Annotated in this window: 16 protein-coding genes; 8 read left to right on the top strand and 8 right to left on the bottom strand. The window is 35.8% G+C overall.

From position 1 onward, the window contains the following. Window positions 1-82: 82 nt before the first annotated feature. Genes HNS38_RS10195 through HNS38_RS10185 form a run of 3 tightly spaced genes read right to left on the bottom strand, consistent with a single transcriptional unit; the run spans window position 83 to window position 3,758 of the window. Window positions 83-1,981 carry a pyruvate carboxylase subunit B gene (locus HNS38_RS10195; protein WP_172282186.1) on the bottom strand — a complete coding sequence of 633 codons (1,899 nt, stop codon included), beginning with the start codon at window positions 1,979-1,981 and terminating at the stop codon, window positions 83-85. Window positions 1,982-2,012: 31 nt separating this feature from the next. Further along, a complete protein-coding gene (locus tag HNS38_RS10190) occupies window positions 2,013-2,192 on the bottom strand; it encodes a hypothetical protein (protein WP_172282184.1) in 180 nt (59 codons plus the stop codon). 9 nt (window positions 2,193-2,201) lie between these two features. Beyond that, window positions 2,202-3,758 carry an acyl-CoA carboxylase subunit beta gene (locus HNS38_RS10185; protein ID WP_172282182.1) on the bottom strand — a complete coding sequence of 519 codons (1,557 nt, stop codon included), beginning with the start codon at window positions 3,756-3,758 and terminating at the stop codon, window positions 2,202-2,204. A gap of 582 nt (window positions 3,759-4,340) precedes the next feature. On the opposite strand from HNS38_RS10185, the gene HNS38_RS10180 reads away from it, so the two are divergent. From HNS38_RS10180 to HNS38_RS10170, 3 genes are read left to right on the top strand one after another with little or no spacing between them, the layout of a single operon-like run. Continuing rightward, window positions 4,341-5,240, top strand: a complete 900-nt coding sequence (locus HNS38_RS10180; RefSeq protein WP_172282180.1) for an ATP-binding cassette domain-containing protein — start codon at window positions 4,341-4,343, stop codon at window positions 5,238-5,240. Then, entirely contained in the window at window positions 5,233-6,036 is an 804-nt protein-coding gene (locus HNS38_RS10175) for an ABC transporter permease subunit (protein WP_172282178.1), read from the top strand. The genes HNS38_RS10180 and HNS38_RS10175 overlap by 8 nt, the downstream gene beginning before the upstream one ends. A 49-nt stretch (window positions 6,037-6,085) precedes the next feature. Then, on the top strand, window positions 6,086-7,447 hold the full coding sequence (locus HNS38_RS10170) for a Gfo/Idh/MocA family protein (protein WP_172346391.1): 1,362 nt from the start codon (window positions 6,086-6,088) through the stop codon (window positions 7,445-7,447). An 82-nt stretch (window positions 7,448-7,529) separates the two neighbouring features. Here HNS38_RS10170 and HNS38_RS10165 read toward each other — a convergent pair whose 3' ends face one another. Further along, complete coding sequence (locus tag HNS38_RS10165; RefSeq protein WP_371742946.1) at window positions 7,530-9,275, bottom strand: phospho-sugar mutase; 1,746 nt, start codon at window positions 9,273-9,275, stop codon at window positions 7,530-7,532. Between the two features lie 101 nt (window positions 9,276-9,376). Here HNS38_RS10165 and HNS38_RS10160 point away from each other — a divergent pair, with 101 nt between their 5' ends. The 4 genes from HNS38_RS10160 to kdsA all read left to right on the top strand — a co-directional run bounded on the left by HNS38_RS10160 (window position 9,377) and on the right by kdsA (window position 14,107). Beyond that, entirely contained in the window at window positions 9,377-11,647 is a 2,271-nt protein-coding gene (locus HNS38_RS10160; protein WP_172282172.1) for an ATP-binding protein, read from the top strand. 101 nt (window positions 11,648-11,748) lie between these two features. Continuing rightward, window positions 11,749-12,777, top strand: coding sequence for an adenosine deaminase (gene add, locus HNS38_RS10155; protein WP_172282170.1), 1,029 nt, complete (start codon window positions 11,749-11,751; stop codon window positions 12,775-12,777). A 104-nt stretch (window positions 12,778-12,881) separates the two neighbouring features. After that, a complete protein-coding gene (locus HNS38_RS10150) occupies window positions 12,882-13,295 on the top strand; it encodes a MarR family winged helix-turn-helix transcriptional regulator (RefSeq protein WP_172282168.1) in 414 nt (137 codons plus the stop codon). Further along, a complete protein-coding gene (gene kdsA / locus HNS38_RS10145) occupies window positions 13,295-14,107 on the top strand; it encodes a 3-deoxy-8-phosphooctulonate synthase (protein ID WP_172282166.1) in 813 nt (270 codons plus the stop codon). Before HNS38_RS10150 ends, kdsA begins: the two co-directional genes overlap by 1 nt. Window positions 14,108-14,550: 443 nt before the next feature. Here kdsA and HNS38_RS10140 read toward each other — a convergent pair whose 3' ends face one another. The 4 genes from HNS38_RS10140 to HNS38_RS10125 form a co-directional block, all read right to left on the bottom strand. Then, the gene (locus HNS38_RS10140) at window positions 14,551-15,870 is read right to left on the bottom strand and encodes a pyridoxal phosphate-dependent aminotransferase (protein WP_172282164.1); all 1,320 of its coding nucleotides are present in this window, start codon (window positions 15,868-15,870) and stop codon (window positions 14,551-14,553) included. A gap of 204 nt (window positions 15,871-16,074) precedes the next feature. Then, window positions 16,075-16,764 (bottom strand): hypothetical protein, encoded by a 690-nt coding sequence (locus tag HNS38_RS10135; protein WP_172282162.1) that lies wholly within the window; start codon window positions 16,762-16,764, stop codon window positions 16,075-16,077. Window positions 16,765-17,185: 421 nt separating this feature from the next. Further along, window positions 17,186-20,857, bottom strand: a complete 3,672-nt coding sequence (locus HNS38_RS10130; protein WP_172346390.1) for a glycoside hydrolase family 2 TIM barrel-domain containing protein — start codon at window positions 20,855-20,857, stop codon at window positions 17,186-17,188. Window positions 20,858-20,938: 81 nt separating this feature from the next. Then, a complete protein-coding gene (locus HNS38_RS10125) occupies window positions 20,939-21,883 on the bottom strand; it encodes a DUF4476 domain-containing protein (RefSeq protein WP_172282158.1) in 945 nt (314 codons plus the stop codon). Window positions 21,884-22,102: 219 nt separating this feature from the next. Between HNS38_RS10125 and HNS38_RS10120 the strand changes: the two genes are divergently transcribed. Continuing rightward, window positions 22,103-24,310 carry a S9 family peptidase gene (locus HNS38_RS10120; protein WP_172282156.1) on the top strand — a complete coding sequence of 736 codons (2,208 nt, stop codon included), beginning with the start codon at window positions 22,103-22,105 and terminating at the stop codon, window positions 24,308-24,310. Window positions 24,311-24,380 lie beyond the last annotated feature (70 nt).

The following is a 24,380-nucleotide window of genomic DNA, read 5'->3' as shown; positions in this document are numbered from 1 at the left end:
AAAAAGACGAGGAAAAATCCTCGCCTTTAACTATATAAATATAATGGCTGTTGTGCGGCAGACACAACAATACAGTCTACTTTTATTTAGGACTTACAATAAACAAAACATCATTCTTTGCAACGGCATCACCCGATTCAAAACATGCTTCAGTAATGACTCCATCCATTTTAGCTTCAAAGTTGTTCATCATTTTCATGGCTTCCACCACAACAACAACTTCTCCAGCTTTCACTTCGTCGCCTTTTTTCTTTCTATATTCTACTACCATTCCAGGAATTGGAGCTCTCATGGCACCTTCAGATTGTGTATTTTCAACAGCAGCTTTACGTTCTTTTTTCTTTCTACGAACTGGTGCTTTACCTGTTGGAATAGCTACTGTGAATTTATCACCATCCACATATACTTCCATTTCTTGCATATCAGAATCTACCTTTTTATCAGTCAACTGACCAGAAAGTGCTTTTGCAACGATGTCTTCCTCACGTTTCACTTCTTCCATGGTTTTTGGCTTCACGTCGGCTGGAATCTCTTCCTTACCATATTTCCATTTCAAGAAACGTTTACCTGTAACAGGATAAAGGGCTACAATCAACTCGTCATCTATATCTTTAGCTAAATCCTTAATGCCTTCTTGTACAGCTGGCATCTCATCTTCTAAAACACTACCAGGACGACACTCGATATGTTGCTCTCCTCTAGGATAATCTTTTAATGCTTTTTTTCTCAATTCTTCGTTGATAGGCTTAGTGGTTTTACCGTATAAACCATAGCATAAATCTTTAACCTGTTCAGTAATCCTAGAATATTCTCCTTCGTAAGTATCGAATAATACATTATTTACAGTCTGAACCCCAACAATCTGACTTGTAGGCGTTACCAAAGGAATCATACCTAAATCTTTTCTTACTTTTGGTAATTGTCTGAAAACCTCATCCAATTTATCTAAAGCATCCATTTGCTTCAATTGATTCACCAAATTAGATAGCATTCCACCAGGAGTTTGGTGCATAATCACATCAGTATCAATAATAGAATACTTTGGATTATTTGCTAAGTGCTTATATTTAGGAATTACTTTTTCCATTTCATTACTAATGGCAGAAAGTTTCTTGATATCAAAACCAGTATCACGGTTGGTTCCTAATAAAGAAATCACCAATGGCTCAAGAGCAGCATGTGAAGTGCGGTAGGCATATGGAGACATACAAGTATCTACAATATCAATTCCTGCTTCAATAGCTTTAAAGATGGCTAAATCACCCATACCAGATGTAAAGTGTGTATGAAGATTGATGGGAATATCAGTCATCTTTTTCAATTCAACTACTAGATTATAAATATCATAAGGAGCAACCAAACCAGCCATATCTTTTAAGCAGATAGAATCTACTCCAAAATCCATTAATTCTTTGGCTTTGTTCAAATAATACTCAATATTATAAACATCACCACCTAAACGAGGTTCTGTTAAAGTATAACAGATGGTTCCTTGGAAATGTCTGTTGTTTCTCTTCACTACTTTAGCCGCAGTTTCAAAGTTTCTATAATCGTTAAGGGCATCGAAACAACGGAAAATATCCATACCATTATCACAAGCTCTTTGCACAAAACTATCCACCACATCATCGGCATAGTTTCTATATCCTACCACATTCTGTCCACGAAGGAGCATAAAGAATGGAGTTTTAGGCATCACTTTTTTCAATGATCTTAAACGCTCCCATGGGTCTTCTCCCAAATAACGGTGCATGGTATCAAAAGTAGCTCCACCCCATGTTTCGATGGCATGAAAACCTACCTCATCCATCTCCTTTGCCATGGGAAGCATATCTTCTGTTCTTCCTCTAGTGGCAAATAAGGATTGGTGACCATCGCGGAAACTAAGGTCTTGAATTTTAATTGGATTACTAGCTTTTGGCCTGTCGGCATTATATTTTGTTTGGGTCATTTCTAAAACCCCGTGCTTATCAAATTTCATGATTGTATTTTTTAAAAAAAAGTTCTTTTATTTATTTCTGAGGGCCAGGATTTCTGCCTTTTCTTTGCATAAAATCTCTACCATCCATTATTCTTGCTTTACCCATTTGTCCCCATTGATTCTGAGGGTCAGTAGACTTATCACTCTCCTGTTGGAGGAAACATGCTACGGCAATGGCAGCGGCTTTTTTCTTTTTCTCTAATAAGGTCATAGTGCTGAATTATTGAGGAATATTACCGTGTTTTTTAGCAGGAACTAATTCTGTTTTTGAAGCCAGTGCATCAAGACCAGCAATCAAACGAGAACGAGTTTCGCTAGGAAGAATAACTTCATCGATATAACCACGCTGAGCAGCTAAATAAGGAATATTAAAAGCCTCTTCATATTCGCTGATTTTCTCTTGGGTTTTAGCCACCTTATCATCAGCTTCAGAAATTTCTTTTCTATATCCAGAAAGCACTTCAACAGCTCCTTTAGCTCCCATTACTGCAATTTCAGCAGTTGGCCATGCAAAAACCATATCAGCTCCTAAATGCTTAGAACTCATGGCTAAATAAGAACCACCATAATCTTTACGGCAAACTACAGTGAACTTTGGAACTGTAGCTTCAGAATAAGACCATAATAATTTAGCACCATGACGAATAATTCCATTCCACTCTTGGTTAACACCGGGTAAATAACCTGGTACATCCACAAAAGTAACCAATGGAATATTAAAAGCATCACAAGTTCTGATGAAACGACTGATTTTATCAGAAGCATCAATATCTAAACAACCTGCAGAAATCATGGGTTGGTTGGCAATGATTCCTATAGAACGATTATTCAATCGACCAAAACCAACAATGGCATTTTCGGCAAAGTGCTCATGAACTTCATAAAAATCATTATCATCAAGAACCTCTTCTATCACTTCCTTCATATTATAAGGTGTTTTAGGATCATCAGGTATGATGGTATCTAAAAGTTCACATTCTCTTTTTGGATCATCACCCATTTCTACAATTGGGGTATTCTCCATATTATTATTGGGAAGGTAATCTATCAAATCTCTAATTTGCTCGATAGTATCCTCATCGTTCTCGCAAGCAAAGTGAGCGTTTCCACTTTTCGCATTATGAACCATGGCTCCACCTAATTCCTCAAAACTAGTTTCTTCGCCTGTTACAGTTTTAATCACATAAGGACTAGTGATAAACATATGACTTGTTTTCTTCACCATAAATACAAAGTCTGTCATGGCAGGAGAATAAACAGCCCCACCGGCACAAGGGCCCATGATGGCAGAAATCTGAGGTATCACACCAGAAGCGCGTGAGTTTCTAAAAAAGATATCACCATATCCCTTTAGCGCATCCACTCCTTCTTCTACTCTTGCTCCACCTGAATCATTTAGTCCAACAATTGGAGCTCCAGCTTTCATGGCCAAATCCATTACTTTACAGATTTTAGCAGCATGCATTTCTCCGAGGGAACCTCCACGTGAAGTGAAATCCTGAGAAAAAGCAAAAACGGTTCTTCCATTGACTAATCCATGACCAACAATAACTCCATCTGACTCAATTTCAACTTTTTCCATTCCGAAATTGGTGGAGCGATGTCCGACAAAAGAATCTATTTCTTGAAAACTATCCTCATCGAATAATAAATCCAGACGCTCTCTGGCGGATAGTTTACCTTTGGCATGTTGCTTTTCTATACGGGCTTTGCCACCCATTTCAGCAACTTGTTCTCTTTTCTTTTTTAACAAAGAAATCTTATCAGCAACTTTCATATGCTTCGTATTAAATTTTTAGCGTAATAACAATCCAATATACTTATACATATACATATTTTGTTCACATAAGTATAATATCATAGAATTTCAAAAGGTATCTTTAAAACTCCTGTGTTATTACATTTTTTGGTTCTTGGCGGCGAAATTATAATAATTTTCAATAGAAAAAAGCTATTGTTAATTATTTAACAATAATTATTTTACATATAATACAGCTATGCTGTTTCATCACGCTTAACACCCTAGCCATGTGTAATAAACACATAATTAACTGATATATAAACGCTTTAAGACTTTGTTCATGAAATGATAATATCAATAATTTCAGCATTTAGAAATATTTTAAATTAAATTTTCTTTTTTAGTCTCGAACTATTATCAATAATTGCGACTATTAAACATCGTGATTTTTAATTTTCAGGTTGCCACTCTAGAAAAATTAAAAATATATTTATAATGATCAACATTTACAAAAATCATCAAAATAAAAAGAACAGCTAAGACATTCTATTAAAAGGATTAAATTCTATTATTTTGTAACTTGCTAAAAAGAAGGCGTCAAATATAAAAACAGATAAAGTGAGCATTATACTAGAAACAAAAGATTTAACAAAGCATTATGGCAAACTGGTTGCTGTGAACGAGTTAAATGTGACCATCAGAAAAGGAGAAGTATTTGGGGTTTTAGGGCCTAATGGAAGTGGTAAAACTACTACTTTAGGTATGATCTTAGGGGTCACACATCCAAAATCAGGAAGTTTTGAATGGTTTCAAGGAAAGCATGGTAAAAACACCAGGAAAAAAGTTGGAGCTATTATAGAATCTCCTATTTTCTACCCTTATATGACTGCCTTGGATAACTTAAAAATAGTGGCCAAAATCAAGAAACAAGATTATTCTGATATCGAAAGGGTTTTGAAATTAGTAGAGCTTTGGGACAGGAGAAAAAGTGCTTTCAAAACTTTTTCACTCGGAATGAAACAGCGATTAGCTATTGCTGCTGCTTTAGTTGGAAATCCAGATGCCTTAATTTTGGATGAACCAACCAATGGTCTGGATCCTCAAGGAATTGCTGAGATTAGAAACCTAATCAAGAAAATTTCTGGGGAGGGTGTTACTATTATTTTAGCCAGTCACTTATTAGATGAAGTACAGAAAGTTTGTACCCACGTTATGATTATGCAAAAGGGTAACAAGTTGGCAGCCGGACGAGTAGATGAAATCCTTAGTGACAAACATCTTCTCGAAGTAAAAGCTGAAGATATGGGAGTCTTAATACAAGCTTTAGCTGATGTCTCCATGGTAGAAGCTATTAAAGAAGATAGAGACAAACTCATTATAGAAATCAAAGCAGAGTCCAATGCTGATGAATTAAATAAAATCCTTGCCCATAAAGGGGTTTTCCTTTCTCATTTGCTCGCCAAAGAGAAGTCATTAGAAAAGTTTTTCCTAGAAATTACAAATAAGAATCATGTATAGACTATTACAAATTGAAATAAAAAAGGCATTGGGATTCCGTGCCATTTGGTGGTTAGGCTTATTGTATTTCGCTGTAATCGCTACCATGCTATTTGGTGTTGAGGCTTTTATTAACGAAGTAGTGACTGATGCTGGGAAAAACCTACCCATTTCCATTCCTGGCGTTTCCCTCTATTCTTTCCCTGGAGTTTGGCATAACCTCACTTACTTGGCCAGTTTCCTTAAAATTTTCATGGCCATCATTAGTATTATCCTTATCACCAATGAATTCTCCTATAAAACCATCAAACAACAGGTTCTTCATGGACTCAGTCGTTATGAATTGTTTTGGTCAAAAGTCATTCTCAATCTTACCATATCACTATTCGCAACCGCTGTGATTGCTATTATCATTCTGATATTAGGTTTTAGAAATACAGAAGAAATTACATGGGCCATGTTTACTGGTAAGTTTAGCTTCCTCATTGCTTACTTCTATGAAGTATTTGCCTATTTGAGCTTTGCTTTTATGATAGCCACCTTGGTACATCGTTCTGGTTTTGCCATAGGAATTTTAATGCTTTATGCTTTTATTATCGATCCTATTTTAGATTATAAAATCCCAAATGATTGGGGCGATTTCTTACCTATCACCGCAATAGGTCACATCATTCAGCTACCTAATAGCCAACTCATGAAGCTATTCGGAATCGAATTTCAAACCTTTGTTAACATCAGAGATGTCCTTATTTCTGGAGGATGGGTGGTGATATTCAACTCAGTAGTTTTCTGGTATTTGAAGAAAAGGGACTTGTAAACACTTCTCTTCTTTCATTTTTTTCTAACTTGCCAACAAATTGAAAAAAATGAGCACAAACAGACGATCTTTTATAAAAAAGGTGGGTGTTGCTGCGGCTGGAATTGGTCTAGCACCTCATCTCGTTTTTGGACAAGAAACCAAAGGCCAAAAACTTAAACTCGGTTTTATTGGAGTAGGACTCAGAGGAATGAACCATGTTTCTAATGCCCTATTCAGAAAAGATGTGGAAATCACAGCCATCTGCGATACCGACCCAGACATGCTAAAATTATGTTTAGCCATGTTCGATGAACAAGGTGTTAAACACCCTAAGTTATATACCTCCGGCCCTTATGATTATCGAAATCTTTTGGATGACAAAGAGGTAGAAGCTGTCATTATTAGCACACCATGGCTATTACATACCCCAATGGCTGTGGATGCCATGAAAGCTGGCAAATATTGTGGTGTAGAAGTATCTGCAGCTACTACGCTCCCAGAATGTTGGGACTTGGTGAACACACACGAAGAAACAGGAACTCATTTAATGATTCTTGAAAATGTAAATTACCGCCGCGATGTTTTGGCTGTTATGAATATGCTCAGAGAAGGATTATTTGGAGAAATGCTCCATTATAGAGGAGGCTATCAACATGATTTACGTGAAGTAAAATTCAATGATGGTAAGCATTTTTATGGTCACGGAGTGGAGTTTGGTGAGAAAGCCATTAGCGAAGCACAGTGGAGAACCCAACACAGTTTAAAGCGTGATGCCGACCTCTATCCTACTCATGGCCTAGGACCACTAGCTGCTTATGCAGATATCAACAGAGGAAATAGATTTGAATCCTTGACTTCCCATTCCACCAAATCGCGAGGATTGCATAAATATATTGTTGACAAAGCTGGTGAAGACCACCCCAATGCCAAATTGAAATGGAAGCTAGGAGATATTGTCACCACAACTATTAGTACTGCTATGGGTGAAACTATGATTATTACTCATGATACCAATGTGGTTCGCCCTTATTCTCTTGGCTTTAGAGTTCAAGGAGTAAATGGCTTAACGGAGTTTGATTATTATGATAGCCGAGTTCATATTGATGGTATTTCTGAACCACATAGATGGGACGAAGCCAAAACATGGTTTGATAAATACGACCATCCTCTTTGGAAAAAATATGGAGAAGAAGCAGAAGGAAGCGGCCATGGAGGTATGGACTTCTTTGTTTTAAATGCTTTTGTGGAGTCTGCTAAACAAGATATTGCTCCTCCACTAGACGCTTACGATGCAGCAGCTTGGAGTGCAGTAACTCCTCTTTCTGAATTATCTATTGCCAATAATGGAGAGCCTCAAGACTTCCCTGATTTTACTCGTGGGAAATGGATCGCCCGTAAGCCTTATAACTGGATTAAGGACGATTTTTAGAGTAAAAAAAATTATAAAGGGATGTCATCGCTTGGAGCTATGACATCCCTTTCTTTTTTTTCTCATTTTTAGTTTACAATACCTATCTCAATTCCATTGAAGAAATAATTCCTTCAATACGAGCATCTAAGTTCTGATGAACAGCATCAAAGTTCTCTACTTTATCAAGAGGAGCTTTTACCCCAAAATAGTACTTAATCTTGGGCTCAGTTCCACTTGGACGAACGGATACTTTACTACCATCCTCTGTGAAGAATTGGAGCACATTCGATTTTGGTAAATCAATATCTCTTTCCGTTCCATTTATTACATCTTTACAAACAGACGATTGATAATCCTTAATCATAGAAACTTTACTTCCGTTGATTTCAACAGGAGGAGTAGTTCTATAATCTGCCATCATTTGTTGGATTTCCTCAGCACCAGCTTTTCCTTTCTTTACTACAGAAATTAAACGCTCCCAATAGAAATCGTATTCTACATATATTTCTTTAAGCAATTGGTAAAGATTCATGCCTTGTTCAGCAGCCCAAGCTGCAGTTTCAGCAACCATCACACAGGCACTTACGGCATCTTTATCACGAACAAAATCACCAATCAAGAAACCATAACTTTCTTCACCACCTCCAATAAAGGTTTTCTGACCTTCTAGTTGTCTGATGATATCAGCAATGAATTTGAAACCTGTAAGTACATCATGGCTTTCAATTTTATATTTATCGGCCATATCTATCAATAACTCACTGGTTACAATAGTTTTCACCATAAACTGTTTACCATCTAACTTACCGTTCTCGTCCCACTTCTTAAAAAGATAATAAGTGAGGAGGGCTGCCGTTTGATTACCATTGAGAATCACAAACTCGTTTTGCTCGTTTCTTACCGCTATTCCCACTCTATCGGCATCTGGGTCTGTTGCCATTACCAGATCGGCTCCTACTTCCATAGCTTTATCCATAGCCATTTTTAATGCAGCAGACTCCTCAGGATTTGGGGAATGTACCGTAGGGAAATCTCCACTAACCACATCTTGCTCTGGTACATTAAATACATTGGCGAAACCAAACTCTTTTAAAGCTCTCGGTACTAGTTCAACGCCTGTTCCATGAATTGGAGTATATACAATTTTAATGTCAGAATGCTTGGCAATAAGCTCTGGAGATAAGGTTAATCCTTTAATTCCATCCACATATTTCTTATCTAATTCCTCCCCTACAATCTCTTGTAATTCAGGATTTCCTTTAAAATTGACATCATCAATATTGACAATCTTTCTGGCTTCTGCTACCACATTTACATCATGAGGATTGATCAGCTGTCCGCCATCTTCCCAATATACTTTATAGCCATTATATTCCTTTGGATTGTGAGAAGCCGTAATAACAATACCTGCCTGACATCCTAATTCTCTAATAGCAAAAGATAATTCTGGAGTTGGTCTTAAAGCATCAAATTGATACACTTTAATGCCATTGGCAGAAAGTACATCAGCTGAAATTTGAGAGAATAAAGTATTGTTATTTCTACAATCGTAGGCAATCACAGCACTTAAATCTTTCCGATCAGGAAACATCATCTTCATGTAGTTGGCTAAACCTTGAGTAGCCATTCCAACAGTGTATTTATTCATTCTATTGGTTCCCACTCCCATAATGCCTCGCAAACCTCCTGTTCCAAATTCTAAATCTCTATAAAAAGATTCTGTTAATTCTTGCGGATTGTTCTCCATCATGTCTTTGATGGCAGCTTTGGTTTCTTCGTCGTAATTTCCATCAAGCCACACCTGTGCTTTCTCCATTACTTCTGTGCTAATTGTTTCTTTCATAATATCTTAATTATTTCATTTTTTGCATGATTCGTTCTTTCAAATTTCGTTAATTTCTATGAAAACTCAAAATTTTTCACTAAGTTTGTTTGAGAACAAATATTATGAAACCATCTGACCATCATACAGCATCACGATTCTGGTCAAAACTGACAAAAAGCTTGAGTCTAATCCCTAGATTAGATCATTTTAATATATTTGTCTATCTTTTCGATAATGAAGAGCTTATCCCTGTTTTCTCAAAACAAAAAAACCTCATCCAAGTTTTAATTTCTAATGATGAATTTCTCTATTGGTTAAATATTAAAACCCAAGAAAGTAATGAATTTCACAAACCAATATTTAATGATAAATATGCTGGTAGCATCTATACATTTGAGAATTCGATAAAAGCTAAAATTGTATTTTCAGAAGAAGATGACAGATACCATGTTTTAAAAGACTCGAGAAAATCTGAAAAAGCTATTGCAATAGAGATGATTAATCTATTTCTAAATGAGCAATTTGAAAAAGAAAAAAATCAAAAAATAAAATATAATAACCAATTAAATAATTACTATAAAACAGCTTTTGAACAAACCAATAACCCAATTGCATTAATAACTTCTGAGGGAGAATTATTTAGTTTTAATCATGCTTGGGCAGAAATGCATGGTTTCGAAAACAATGATTTAAAAACAGGAAATGACATAAAGATATTCCACAGTGAGGCACAAATGAAAAGAAGTGTATTGCCAAGCTTAGAACAAGCCCAATTGAGTGGTTCCTATTATGGAGAAGTAGAACACATTGATAAAAATGAAAATGAAATTAGGAGTTTGATGTCCATAGTAAATATCAAAAACTCGCAAGAAGAATCTATTGGTTTTTTAAAAGTGGTATTGAATTATAATAAATCCGAATCCTATGACAACCGATTGGTAACTATTTTGGAATCTGTTGATTTTGGAATTGTTATCATTGACCCAGAAACCTTCAAGATACTGGAACTAAACACTGGAGCGATAAGACATATTGGAAGTACGAAGGAAGAAATTGTAGGAAAAGAATGTCATCAATTTATTTGTCCAGCCGAAGAAGGTAGTTGCCCTATTATGGATTTAAAACAATCTGTAAACAATTCCGAAAGAATACTCATCAACGCGAGAGGAGAATCTATTCCCATCTTAAAAACAGCAAGACAGGTTATACTTGGTGATAAAAAAGTAATTATTGAAAGTTTCATAGATATTAGGGAGCTTAAAAAAGCACAAGCTGCAGCAGAAGAAAGTGCTAGGTTAAAAACTGCATTCCTTTCTAATATTAGTCATGAAATTAGGACTCCGTTAAATCACATCTTAGGATTTACGAGTTTGGTCCTTGAGGATGCTGATATTCCAGAAACCTATCTAGGATATCTGAAAATAGTGAAACGTAGCGGCAACCATCTCCTCAAGATAATTGAAGACATAGTCACCATTTCCAAAATTGAAGCTGGCCATCACGCTATTTCTGAGAGTGAATTCCAACTGAGTCATTTACTCTATGGTGTATTTTCAAAATACCAATCAGAATTAGTGAGGACTAAAAAACAAATCAGAATATTATTTGAAAATGCCTTAGAATCAGAAAAATGTTTCATTAAGGCCGATGAGATGAAGGTAAAACAAGTAGTTGAAAATTTGGTTAGTAATGCGGTAAAATACACAGCACATGGATACGTAAGTATGGCATGTGAAATTAAAGAAAAGCAGGTTCATATCACTATAGAAGACTCGGGAAAAGGAATCCCAGAAAACCAATTGCCACATATATTTGAAAGCTTCAGACAAGTTGCAGACAATGATAGAAAAATTTCTGAAGGAACAGGTGTTGGATTAACCATATGTAAATCCTTGAGCAATATGATGGGAGGAAATATTCTTGTAGAATCAGAAGAGGGAAAAGGTAGTAAATTTATCTTTTCATTCCCACATAAACTGGCACTTGGAAAAGATAAACCAAGCATGGATGAGGTCACTACACCTGACCTTACAGGAAAGACCATACTAATTGTAGAAGATGAAAAAATAAATTATCTCTACCTTAAAACCTTGTTACAAGCCACCCATGCTCACGTTATTTGGAAACAAAATGGAAAGGAAGCCGTGGATTATATGAACCAAGGTTATAAGATTGATTTGATAATGATGGATATGCAAATGCCTGAAATGGATGGCTATGAAGCGACTTTAAGAATCAGAAGAATGAATCCCAATGTCATTATTATTGCACTTACCGCCAATGTAATGGCCGACGATAAAGAAAAATGCCTGAACCTAGGCTGTAATGAATATACCACCAAGCCTATACAGCAAGATGTATTATATTGGCATATTGGTCATTTCTTGAAATAATTTGAACTCTCAAAAATCTTATTAACAATTGAATAAGTTTTGGCTCCCACGGAGACTTAGCTGCTCAATAATTCCCTACTTTTGCAGGCCAAACATTTAATATGGATTTACAAGCATTTATTCAAAAAGCCCCTAAAGCAGAGTTACACAGTCATATAGACGGAGGATTAAGAGTCCAAACCGTTCTAGAATTGGCTCAAAAACATCAGGTTGAGCTCCCAAGCTATCAATACGACGAATTGTTGAAAACCCTAACCATTGACAATTCTTGTACCAGTCTTTTGGATTATTTCAAACCATTTGAATATACTTTAAATGTACTTCAAACTGAGGATGCCTTAGAACGAGCCATGTATGAATATTTGGAAGACTCCTCTAAAGATCATATCAAATATATAGAAGCTAGATTTTCTCCTGCTCTACATCTTCAAAAACATCTTTCTCTTAAAAAAGTGATGGAAGCTATATTATCAGGAAAAAAACAAGCAGAGAAAGACTTCGATATCAAAAGTAATTTGATCATTTGTGGGTTGAGACAAAATAAGGTTCAAAAGAATATGGAACTTGCTCAATTGGCTGTTGATTATAAGAACAAAGGTGTGGTAGCTTTTGATTTAGCAGGAGAAGAATATGGACACCCTGCAAAAAACCATATGAAAGCATTTGAGATAGCCATCAAAAACAACCTTTGCCGCACTGTTCATGCAGGAGAAGCTGATGGCGCGCATTCTATTGCTGACTCTATTCACTATTTAGGTGCACAAAGGATTGGCCATGGAACCCATCTATTTGAGGATACAGGGCTATTGAATTATGTGGTAGACCGACAAATTGGCTTAGAGGTATGTTTAACTAGTAATATGCAAACAAAAAGCGTAAAAGACATAACCAAACACCCTATTCAAGATTATTTTAAGAAAAAGGTAGCGGTAACTATAAATACCGACAGTACTTTAATATCAGGAACTACTCTTTCTAAAGAATATGAATTGGCAGCTAAATTATTCCATTTCACCCAGGAAGATGTCAGCAAAATAATGTTCAATGGATTTCAGCAAGCTTTTCTTCCTTTTGATGAAAAACAGGATTTATTACAGAAAATGAAGCAGGAAATCTCGATATTATCCTAAATATCAACTAATTTGTAAATAATTATTCAAAATAAGCTGAAAATAAAAACTTTGTTATTGTTTATTTTCTCAGGCTGATTATTTTTGCATAAAAGCATATAAATATGGCAGATTCAACTATCCTTGAACTTATTTACGAATTAAAGAAGAAATGTATCCAAGGAGATGAAGCATTTTTTCATTCCCTCGATATTTCTCAAGCAGAATATAATATGTTCCTCTGTCTAAGAGATTGCACTCATTTTAATAGCTATAGTGTAGCAGAAAAAATGCAACTCTCCTTATCTCGTGTGAGCAGAATTATTGACAAAATGGTCAATAAAGAATATCTCACTCGCTCGACAAATAAAACAGACAGAAGAGCCATCGACATTAAAATGACTCCATTGGGCAAGGAGATTATGAATAAAATATTAGAATATCGACTCGATAGAGAAACCACTCTATGCGAAAAGATTGCCACAAAAGATGTGGAAACCATAAAATCGAGTCTTAACAAACTAATCGAAGCAGTATAATGTCAATATTTCAGGAACTTACTCAGCATAAAAACTTTTTTTTACTCGCTGGCCCTTGTGCCGTGGAGAATACAGAAATGCCTTTAGAAATTGCCCGTGAGGTGAAAGCCATTTGCGATAGGTTGGATATTCCCTATGTATTTAAAGCCAGTTATAGAAAAGCTAATCGTTCTAGACTAGATTCCTTCACTGGAATTGGGGATATCAAAGCATTAGAAGCTATTAAACGAGTTTCTGAGGAGTTGAATATTCCTACAGTTACCGATATTCATAGTGCCGAAGAAGCTGCCATAGCGGCACAATATGTAGATGTGCTGCAAATTCCCGCCTTCCTTTGTCGCCAAACCGATTTATTGGTAGCTGCTGCCAAAACCGGAAAAATCATCAATATTAAAAAGGGTCAATTCCTAAGTGCAGGTTCCATGAAGTTTGCGGTTCAAAAAGTGAGAGAATCTGGAAACGAAAATATCATGCTTACTGATAGGGGAAATATGTTTGGCTATCAAGATATGGTCATCGATTATAGAGGAATCCCCGAAATGCAAAAGAATAATGTTCCTGTTATTCTAGATATTACTCATAGTTTACAGCAACCCAACCAAGAAGGTGGAGTTACTGGAGGAAAACCAGAATTAATAGAAACCGTTGCTAAAGCAGGAATTGCCGTAGGTGCAGATGGTATTTTTATTGAAACACATCCCAATCCCGCTATCGCTCTTTCCGATGGAGCCAATATGCTGAAATTAGAATATTTGGAAGCGCTATTGGTGAAGCTTTTGAAAATTAGAGCTGCCATTCATAGCATTAATTAAATTCATTTAAATGAATTTAATTAATGCTATAGGAAACTTGAATTATTCAAATCAATTCTTATTCTAAATCAATGGCTTCTTAATAAGATTTTAAATTACTGACTTCGAATGGGAATGATAGATATTATAATAACTCCGACTTCCTTACAATCAGGTCTAACATACTGTCTTTCTGAACCCAAGAAAAGCAGCCATATAGAATGGCAGGGCAAACGCGTACTGTTATTTTTCTAATTATTTTTAACAAAGTATGCGTTTGCCCTGTACAGAATGGTCCTTCATTTGGTTCTTTGCATTCCTTTATGCTATATCATTGTAACTTACATTAATGGCTTTAGGCATATTTCCACCTACATTTGGTATAACACAAAGGGGCAGATAAATACTCAAAGCTCCACTAAGGACTATTCAGAGAAATCCTTTTTTAGGATATCAAATGTTTATTAACCTATAGGATTATTCTTATTGAATTCTTCTAGTCTATATTTCAAATCAGCAAATTGCTCTTCTTTCACCAAAGAAACACAAGCTCTAACGCCTTCATGACGCTCACTACCTGTGATACTTAAAGAAATAGCACTAATGCCATAGTATACCAATTCATTAAGTAATTCCACTCCGCTAAAGCCTTCATAGGCAAAAGTAAAGTAGAAACCATCGGCAATGGGTTCGCCCTCATCCTTATCGTAAACTATAGTGAAACCATTCTCTAAGAAAAGCTTCTTCATTACTTTGGCTTTTTCTCCGTAAATCATCACCTCATCACGGAAATTATAATCACCATCATTAACCGCTTTCAATATGCCATGAAGGCCATACTGAGTAGAATGAGAAGTCCCAGAACTCAAAGGATACATGGTACCAAATATCATAGAGTAACCAAATCCAGCATTAGGATAAAAGCGCAGTAAATCTTCATACTTTCGTTGATAAAGCCCATCAGAAATCACCATCATTCCAATTCTTTCTCCAGCATAGCTAAAGCTCTTAGAACTGGATATGAACAACATATAATTATCAGTATACTTAGCTACAGAAGGCTGGAAAGGAGCTTCTCCCAACACACTATAATCTTTACGGAAATCCATAGCGAAGTAAGCTAAATCTTCCATAATCACCACATCATACTTAGTAGCTAATTCACCGATAATCTGTAATTCTGTTTCGGTAAAACATATCCAACTTGGATTATTAGGGTTACTGTAAATAACTGAATGGATATTTCCTTTTGAGAAATACTCTTCTAATTTTTCTCTTAGCTTTTCGCCTCTATAATTATAAACATCAAAAGTATCGAATTTCAAACCCAATACTTTATGCTGCATTTTGTGAACAGGAAAACCTGGATCGATAAACAAAGTGGTGTCTTTTTTCTTATGAATACGAGAAAGCATCATAAAAGCAGCGAATCCACCTTGCATACTTCCTACTGTAGGAATACAACCTTCTGGAGCCACATCCACATCTAAAAAGTTCTTTACAAAACGACTGATTTCATTCTTCAAAGGAGGTATTCCCTGAATATCAGGATATATTGCTGCTACACCATCCTCTAAGGCTTTTATTTGGGCTTTCACTCCATATTGAGAAGCTGGAATTCCAGGAATCCCCATCTCCATTCTGATGAATTTATCCCCAGTTGCCTTTTCAATATTGTCAACAAGCTTTTTGATTTCTCTGATGGAAGCACTTCCCACTTGTGCCACTCCACTTTCTTTAACCTTCTGGCTAACGATGTCGTAATTGATTGGTGTATTTTTCATAATTTTATTTTAGTTAAAAGTGAACAGTTAACAGTGAATAGTAAGCCAAACCATAGCCTTCATACCCATTATTTGATCATTTTTAATTGATTCATTATTAAAAGAACTATTTCTTATTGTAAATAAAAGCTTTCTACTTTCCTTAACTAACTCTGTTGCAAACACTGTTAACTATTAACTGTTAGTTATTAACTGTTAACTCTCTTATTTCTTCTTCATCCCAGCCACAGCCAAAATCATTCCTAAGGCAATTCCTAATAACGCTGCAAAGAGTACTTGAAAATCTGGAGGCAACATAAAAGTAATGGTATGCGCCGGAATCCAGAAAAAAGGAATGGTCTTTTTAAAGACAAAACCCCACTGAACTGTCCAGTCCAAATTTACAAAATGTTCTTTGAATTTTATAGGTTTAAATAATCCTGCTATGCTTCCTCCATTTTGAATAATATGCATATCTGTAATTTTATGCAAAGTCATCATCACTGGAGCATATATTAAATTCATGGCAGCACTAATACTAAAAGCCACTAAAAGTTTATCGAAGGAAAAGGCTTCTTTCATTAATATGGGTGCATCTTTCATGCCTAAATAAGCCAAGAAAGCAGGAGTTCCCACAGCAAAAATCACAAAAGCCATTTTTATGGTTAATCCTAAAAAGCCCCAAACAATAGCGCGAGGAATTAAACCAAAACCTTTTTGATAATAGCTTCCTGTTCTGATTCTTAAACCAATGACTTCGCCTAAAGTAGCCAATAATCCGAACTTAATAAAGCTCATGATCATGCCATGTTCTGCATTGAAGTTGATATAAGAATCAAATACAAACTGACAGGTGAAAAAGGGAAGAAAAAACAGCGCAACCGCTGCCAATAATATAAAATCGGCTTTTTTCATTAAATCTTAATTTAATGGCAAAGGTCTGAAAAGTTTATTGGATAGTGTTTACGAGGATTACCGAAAATTTGATTGTCACACAGACTTCCTTCGACTATGCTCAGAGTAGGCAAAGACTAAGAGAAGCATATCCATAATTGAATTTATAGGCTACTAAGAATCTCTGCATATCCAGAGTGGCAAAGTATTGAAATCACCAAACATTGAATAAGGAAACTTCTGACTTCAAACTTCAAAAAATTTCACGCAAAGAAAACGCAAAGAAAATTCGCCAAGAGCGCATAAGAATTAAAAGGTAATTGATTAATCTGAAGGCCAACAAGGAATCTTGAACCTAAGTGAACCGACAGTATGCTCTGCGGCATCTTTTATTCACAACATCCTCTGTGTCGCAGTGCCTCTGCCTCTGTGGTATTTTTTTTTAATTCACCATAATCTCATCCACCATAAAAGCATTTCCACTTTCCTTTTTAGTCGTTTCTTGCTTTTTAATACTCACTTTCACATATCGAGCTTTTCTATCGAATGATTCTGTGGAATAAGTGCAGACCTCAAGATTCTTATTGGCATCCTCTATCATTTCTCCATTTATCTTTTCCCATGATTCTCCGTCTTTACTTAAGAAAACGTCAACGGAGGAGGGTAAATAATAATGCCCTGATAGTTGTTTGAGGAAATTGAGTTGAACGCGTTCAATGAGTTTGATATTCTCCAAATCCAGGATAAATTCTGCATCCTGATCATAAAATCCCATCCAATGGTCGTCGCCATAATTTTGAGTTCCGATATAGCCATCTGTTAATGCTGGCCATCCTCCTGCTGAGAACCAACCTGAATAACTAGCTTCACTAGTAACGGCTTTACCTTTTGCTTGATGTTCTACCTTTATCTTCTCTAGGAATGATGCATCACTAGGCTTCTCACAAAACTGTGATTTTATCAATGGTCGAATTTTATAGGCTGCTCCCAAATCATCTTTCTCGCTCAATGGACGAATACGATAAGCATAACAATAATCACCAGGATATAAAGTATACTGCGGATGTGCCCTACTCCACCAACTATCGTCACCGGCCATACCTGACTGTGCAAAATCCATATCAACACTGATGAAGTCTCTTGGGCTAATATCAGATATATGCTTGTTTACCTTCTTATCAGCTTGGTCAAAATCTTCTAAAATATAATTCTGGGCACTAAATTCTATACTCGGGAATCCCGCTATTAAGACTCCTCTATGTTCCTTATTTCTTAAAGCAGCCCAACGTACATCAGTAAGATTCGAATTCTCTTGTGGACGGATATAAGGAGTATATTGTTCCTCGGTGGTGGAATGATAAATGCCTAGTTTATAGCCTGACTTTCTATCCCAATAATTCTCCTGCGGGCCACGACCATACCAATCCATTTGATTATACTCTGGTTTTAAATACATGGTCATTCCTAAGCGTGGCAACTCAGCCAACTCTTTTTTCTCATCCAAATCTAGAGTTTGCTGAACATATAGTTCGCCATCTCCTAAAATCACATACTGCAATATTAATTGTCCAGCATTATCCACTAATTGATAAGTACAGGTCAGTTTGATTTCTCTTTTAGAAATCACCTCATGTTTCATGCTTTTCAAAGTCATTTTCTCATGAACATTCTTCCAGTAAGCAGCACGCTTCTGCATTCCATTTCCAAAATCATTATCTGTCATTCCTCTCCAAAAAGAAGCTTGTGGGCCTTTTTTATCGTAGAGCATTTCTTCTCCATTATAATTTAGAGCAGTTAAATATCCCGATTTCTTATTAAAAATCATCTGAAAATCTTCATTGTGAAATTTCAGATCTGATTTGGCATCATCAATCAGTACTTCAGGGAATTTCTTTAATTTAGAATAAGAAAATCCCCTCATGGAAGGCAAGTCAAACTGCGCCCAAGCGACTTCATGTCCTGCTGGAACTATATCTGTAGAATCTTTTTCATGAACCGATAAACCAAGAATATATTCCACATTCTGCTCGTTTAAACTCTCGCTTTGAGGAATCTTAAAAATCACAGAATCACCAGGAGCTCCAGCAAAATTATTCAGCTGCCCTCCCATTATCTTTTTACCGTCTTGTAATATCTCCCATTCAAAAACAAACTCATTCAGGTTTCTATAATTATAGTGATTGAAAATCTCTACAGAATTCCCTGTTTTTTTAAACTTCAAATATTGATAGGTCTTCTTCACTTGCCAAATTCCAGGATGCACTTCTCTATCAGAACCAATTAATCCATTGGCCAAGAAATTATTATCACTTTGAATGGTATCGGTTCCATAATCACCACCATAAGCCCAAAATTCATTTCCATTTTCATCTGTTTCCAATAATCCTTGATCTATCCAATCCCAAATAAAACCGCCTTGCAAATGTGCTTCGGCTTCAATCACATCCCAATATTCTTGAAAGTTACCCGTTGAATTTCCCATGGCATGTGCATATTCACACATAATTAATGGACGATAATGATCGCGACTCACATATTCTTGTAAATGATTGATGGAAGGATACATGGGACAAACAATATCAGTAGCAGAATCCTCTCCTGCTCTCTCATAATGCACAGGACGATAAGGGTCTATTTTATGCATCAAGTCAGACGCTTTTTTGAAATTCACTCCAAATCCCGCTTCATTTCCCATGGACCAAATAATGATAGATGGATGGTTCTTATCACGCTTCATCATTCTTTCAATTCTATCTAAATGTGCCAATTCCCATTCCGGATTATTTCCTAAAGTCCTATCCAAATTATATCCCATACCATGACTTTCGATATTGGCTTCATCAACTACATAAATACCATATTTATCGCAGAGTTCATACCAATATGGGTCATTGGGATAATGAGAGGTTCTTACTGCATTGATATTGAATTGTTTCATCAGTTGAATGTCTTTCAACATGGTTTCTTTACTCACTACATGTCCCGTAATTTGATCATGCTCATGTCGATTTACTCCTTTAAGTAAAACAGCTTTTCCATTGACTAGCAATTGACTATCCTTTATCTCTACTTCTCTAAACCCAATATGTGTGCTCACCACCTCTTGGGTTTTACTTCCATATCTGAGCTCTAAAACCACCTCATACAAATTAGGTTTTTCTGCCGACCATAAATCAGGATAAGGAATTTTAAACTCTTTGTCCAACTGCTTTTTCTCTCCAGCAGCAAATCTCTTAGCACCCATAAATGATTTCTTTACTTGTTTGCCATTTCTGATCAGCCTTAATACTACTGTGGATTCATTGAAATTAAGCTCACTCCTATTTTCTAAATCAATTTTTACATGTAGAGTTCCTTCGGTAAAATCATCATTTAAACTGGGGCGAATCTCAAAATCTCTAAAATATAACTGCGTACGTGCCATCAAATACACATCACGCTCAATACCACTGATTCTCCAAAAATCTTGACATTCTAAATAGGACCCATCCGACCAACGATAGACTTCAGCTGCAATACTATTCTTTCCAGGTTTTAAATATTTGGTGATATCAAATTCAGCAGGCAATTTACTACCTTGGCTATAGCCTACTTTTTGCCCATTCACATAAAGATAGAATGCAGATTTTACTGCGCCAAAATGGACAAACACATTTTTCTGAGCCCAATTTTCTGGCAAATCAAACTCCCGATAATAAGAGCCTACTGGATTGTATTTTTTGGGCACTATGGGTGGAACTGGATTTCTCGTCCATTCGTAATTATGATTTACATAGATAGGAATATCATAGCCTTGAAGCTCCCAATTAGAAGGAACAGGAATGGTTTTCCACTCCCTTTTATCATAAGCCTCCTCAAAGAAGTTCTTTGGCCTTTCACTTGGATTTTCGCTCCAATTGAACTTCCAATCTCCATTTAGTGACAAATAGTTAGGAGAAGCTTCACCACTGAACTCTAATGCTTGAACTTTAGTTTCATAACTAAAAAAGCTAGCTCTTGAATCTTCTTTATTTTCAGAAATAAAATTTGGATTTTCCCAATTGTAGCTCTTATCTTGAGCCATCAATTGAAAAGCAATGAAAGTGACCAATATTAGAAAGAATCTTTTTCTCATGAGATGCTATTTTTTTTTGACATAAAAAACCCACTACAAGACAAAGCAATCGCCTTTCTTGTAATGGGCAATATTACAAATTTATCGCCTAAATGACCTCATATAATCATCTAATTCATCAATAGAAGATTCATATTCAAAAGCATCATTTACTTGATAATAATTACCATAATCTAATGTATAACCGAAAGCATATTTCGCTAATGTTAACTTATCGTCCTCAAAGTCAAAAAGCTCCATCATCTGTCTTACTTGTGAACTCAATAAACAATTGCTATCAATAATTTGCTGAGCTAGCTTTAACTTGCTATCGCTAAAATCTTTTGACGAAATACTTCTCTTGGCATTTTCAAAATCGTGTTGAGACATGGGATAAGGACATCCATAAGGGCCACTATAACCCGGCAATACATAATTACTTGTTGGCTCACTATGCATTCCACCATTTGTAGTGGTGGTGGTGGTAGAAGTCGTATAAGTTTCGGTAAAGGTAGAAGAACCGGTTTCCGTTGCATTCACGTTCACATTCATACTCACTCCGCCCATGTTCACATTCATATTAACGTTTTCGCCTGTTGGATGGCCATCACCATGAACTGAAGTAGTTGTAGTGGTATGTGTAACAGAAGTTGCTACAGCTGGAGTTGTGGTAAACATCACCACTTGTTGTTGAGGAGGACGAGGAGGGGCTTGAGCTAAAGGAACCGTATTGAACATTCTCAATACATAATTTCCTTTTTTATTGGTCTTCAATTTTAAAGTGACCTGAACATTAGGCTCATTCAAATAAATGGTTTTTGTTAACTCTGGAATTTGAGCATTCTCAAAAATGATTTTCGCTTGATAAGTGGGTGCGATTAATCCCTGAACCATCACATTGGTTTCTGGCTGTCCATTCTGTAAAATCCCATTCAATACCACTGAAAACCTTTCTCCATTTTCTGAGAAGATGATCAAATTGGAGCTTTGAGCAAATGAGAGAAGACTCACAAATAAAATACTAAAGAGTAGAATTGTTTTTTTCATATTGTTTTTGAATTGATGTAATAAAAAACTGTGCCAATTTAGAAATATGGAATAATGGGATGCCAAAAATAGAAAATATTTTAATAATAACAGATGTCCGAATACGGACAAAAACTAACTCTTTAGAAAAAGACAAAATAACAAAGAGATTTGAAGCTAAGCTATCATTGGAATGACAAAATTTTTACCTTTGACGCTTAAAATCAAACATAATAAATCATGAAGAACATCCTTCAAATATGTCTCGCCTTATTATTATCAGGCAGCTTAAGTGCACAAACACTGGTTAGAACAGAGGCTCCAAAAGCCAAAGAACTTAGCTTAGAAAAGATTTTTAAAGAATATCAATTCTATCCTCGCTCTGTTAGAGGAATACAAGCTATGAACGATGGGGAACATTATTGTAAAATCAGTAAAGAAGGAATTGAAGAGTATAGCTATGCTACCGGTGAGAAAACCAGAATGATCATTGAGAATAAAACACTAATCATCAATGATAGTGTAACGCTGAAATATGATAGTTATGAATTTAGCCCCAAGGAAGATTTAGTTTTACTTTCAACGGAAACAGAAGCCATTTATCGTCATTCTAGCAAATCCAATTTCTATATCTATTCCATAGAAGACAAGAGTTTGACCTTATTAAGCGACAATGGGAAACAAAGATTGGCTAGCTTCTCTCCTGACGCTACAAAAATAGCCTTTGTTCGTGAAAACAATCTTTTCATTGTGAATCTTGCCGATATGAGCGAGAAACAAATCACCACCGATGGTAAATTTGAATCTATTATTAATGGTACTACCGATTGGGTTTATGAAGAAGAATTTGCTTTTACCAAAGCTTTTTTCTGGTCGCCAAATGGAGATTATATCGCCTATTATAAATTTGATGAGTCCAAAGTAAAAGAATTTTGGATGACTTATTATGGAGAATTATACCCAAAACATGAAAAGTATAAATATCCTAAAGCTGGCGAGGACAATAGTGTGGTGAGTATTCATACTTATCAATTATCGACTGGTGAAACCAAAACCATGAATATTGGTGAAGAAACCGATATTTATATTCCTCGTATGAAGTGGACCCATGAAAGTGATAAATTGGTTATCTTTTGGATGAACCGTCTTCAGAATAACTTGAAGTTCCTATTAACAAATCCTACTACAGGTGAACATACTGAAATCTATAATGAAACCAATGAATACTATATTGAAATCACTGATAACTTTCACATTTTAGCCAATAAAAAAGGTGAAAATGCAGGTTTTATTTTAACATCTGAATTAGATGGTTTCAACCATGTTTATTATTATAACATGGAAGGTAAACTTCAAAAACAATTGACATCTGGAAATTGGGATGTAGACCATATTATTGGATACGACAGTAAAGAAAAAGTAGTTTATTATCAAGCTGCAAAATCTGCGCCCTATAATCGTGAAGTATTTGGCGTGAACTTAAAAGGAAAAGAAAATCCAATTGAAGTAAAAGAAGGATGGAACAGTGTAACCTTCTCTGCCAACTATAAATATTATAATGCTACATGGAGCGATGCCAACACTCCTCCAGTTTATTCTTTAAAGTCTATCAAAGGAGAAACCATTAAAGTATTGCAGGACAATCAAGCATTAAAAGACAGAATTGCAGAATATAATTATCAAAAAAAGACTTTTTATGATATCACCACTAGCGAAGATGTAAAATTAAGCACTTGGCAAATCCTTCCTCCTAATTTTGATGAATCAAAACAATATCCTGTTTTATTCACTATTTATGGTGGTCCTGGTTCTCAAACGGTGAAAAACTCTTGGGGATATCGCGATGCTTGGTATCAATATTTTGCGCAACAAGGCATTATAGTAGTAAGTGTAGACAATAGAGGAACTGGATTTAAAGGGGAGGCTTTTAAAAAGGTAACTTATCAAGAATTAGGGAAATACGAAACTATAGATCAGATAGAAGCAGCTCAGTATTTCGAGTCACTTCCTTACGTGGCCAAAGACAAAATCGGGATTTTTGGTTGGAGTTATGGTGGTTATATGAGTACCTTATGTATGACCAAAGGAGCTGAGCATTTCAATACAGGAATTGCAGTAGCACCAGTTACCAACTGGAGATATTATGATAATATTTACACCGAGCGTTATATGAGAACTCCTCAAACCAATGCAGCTGGTTACGACGACAACTCTCCTATCAATCACGTAGAAAAACTAAAAGGAAACTATATGCTGATTCACGGTATGGCCGATGATAATGTTCATCCTCATAATGCTTACGATTTAATTACGGCTTTGGTAGCTGCCGATAAAGAATTCGAATTGATGTTGTATCCAAACAGCAACCATGGAATATATACAGGAAAAAATACCACAATACATCTTTACAAGAAAATGACCAAGTTCTATTTGGAACATTTGAAATAAGGAGATTTAAAATATATTTATAGGGTTACCCATTTAAGTCTCGTGTAATTTAATCGAAGCGTAAGCAATC

It is taken from the genome of Lentimicrobium sp. L6, assembly GCF_013166655.1.
GTDB lineage: Bacteria > Bacteroidota > Bacteroidia > Bacteroidales > UBA12170 > UBA12170.
Note: the sequence above shows the minus strand (reverse complement) of the source record. Positions and strands in the feature narration are given on the sequence as shown.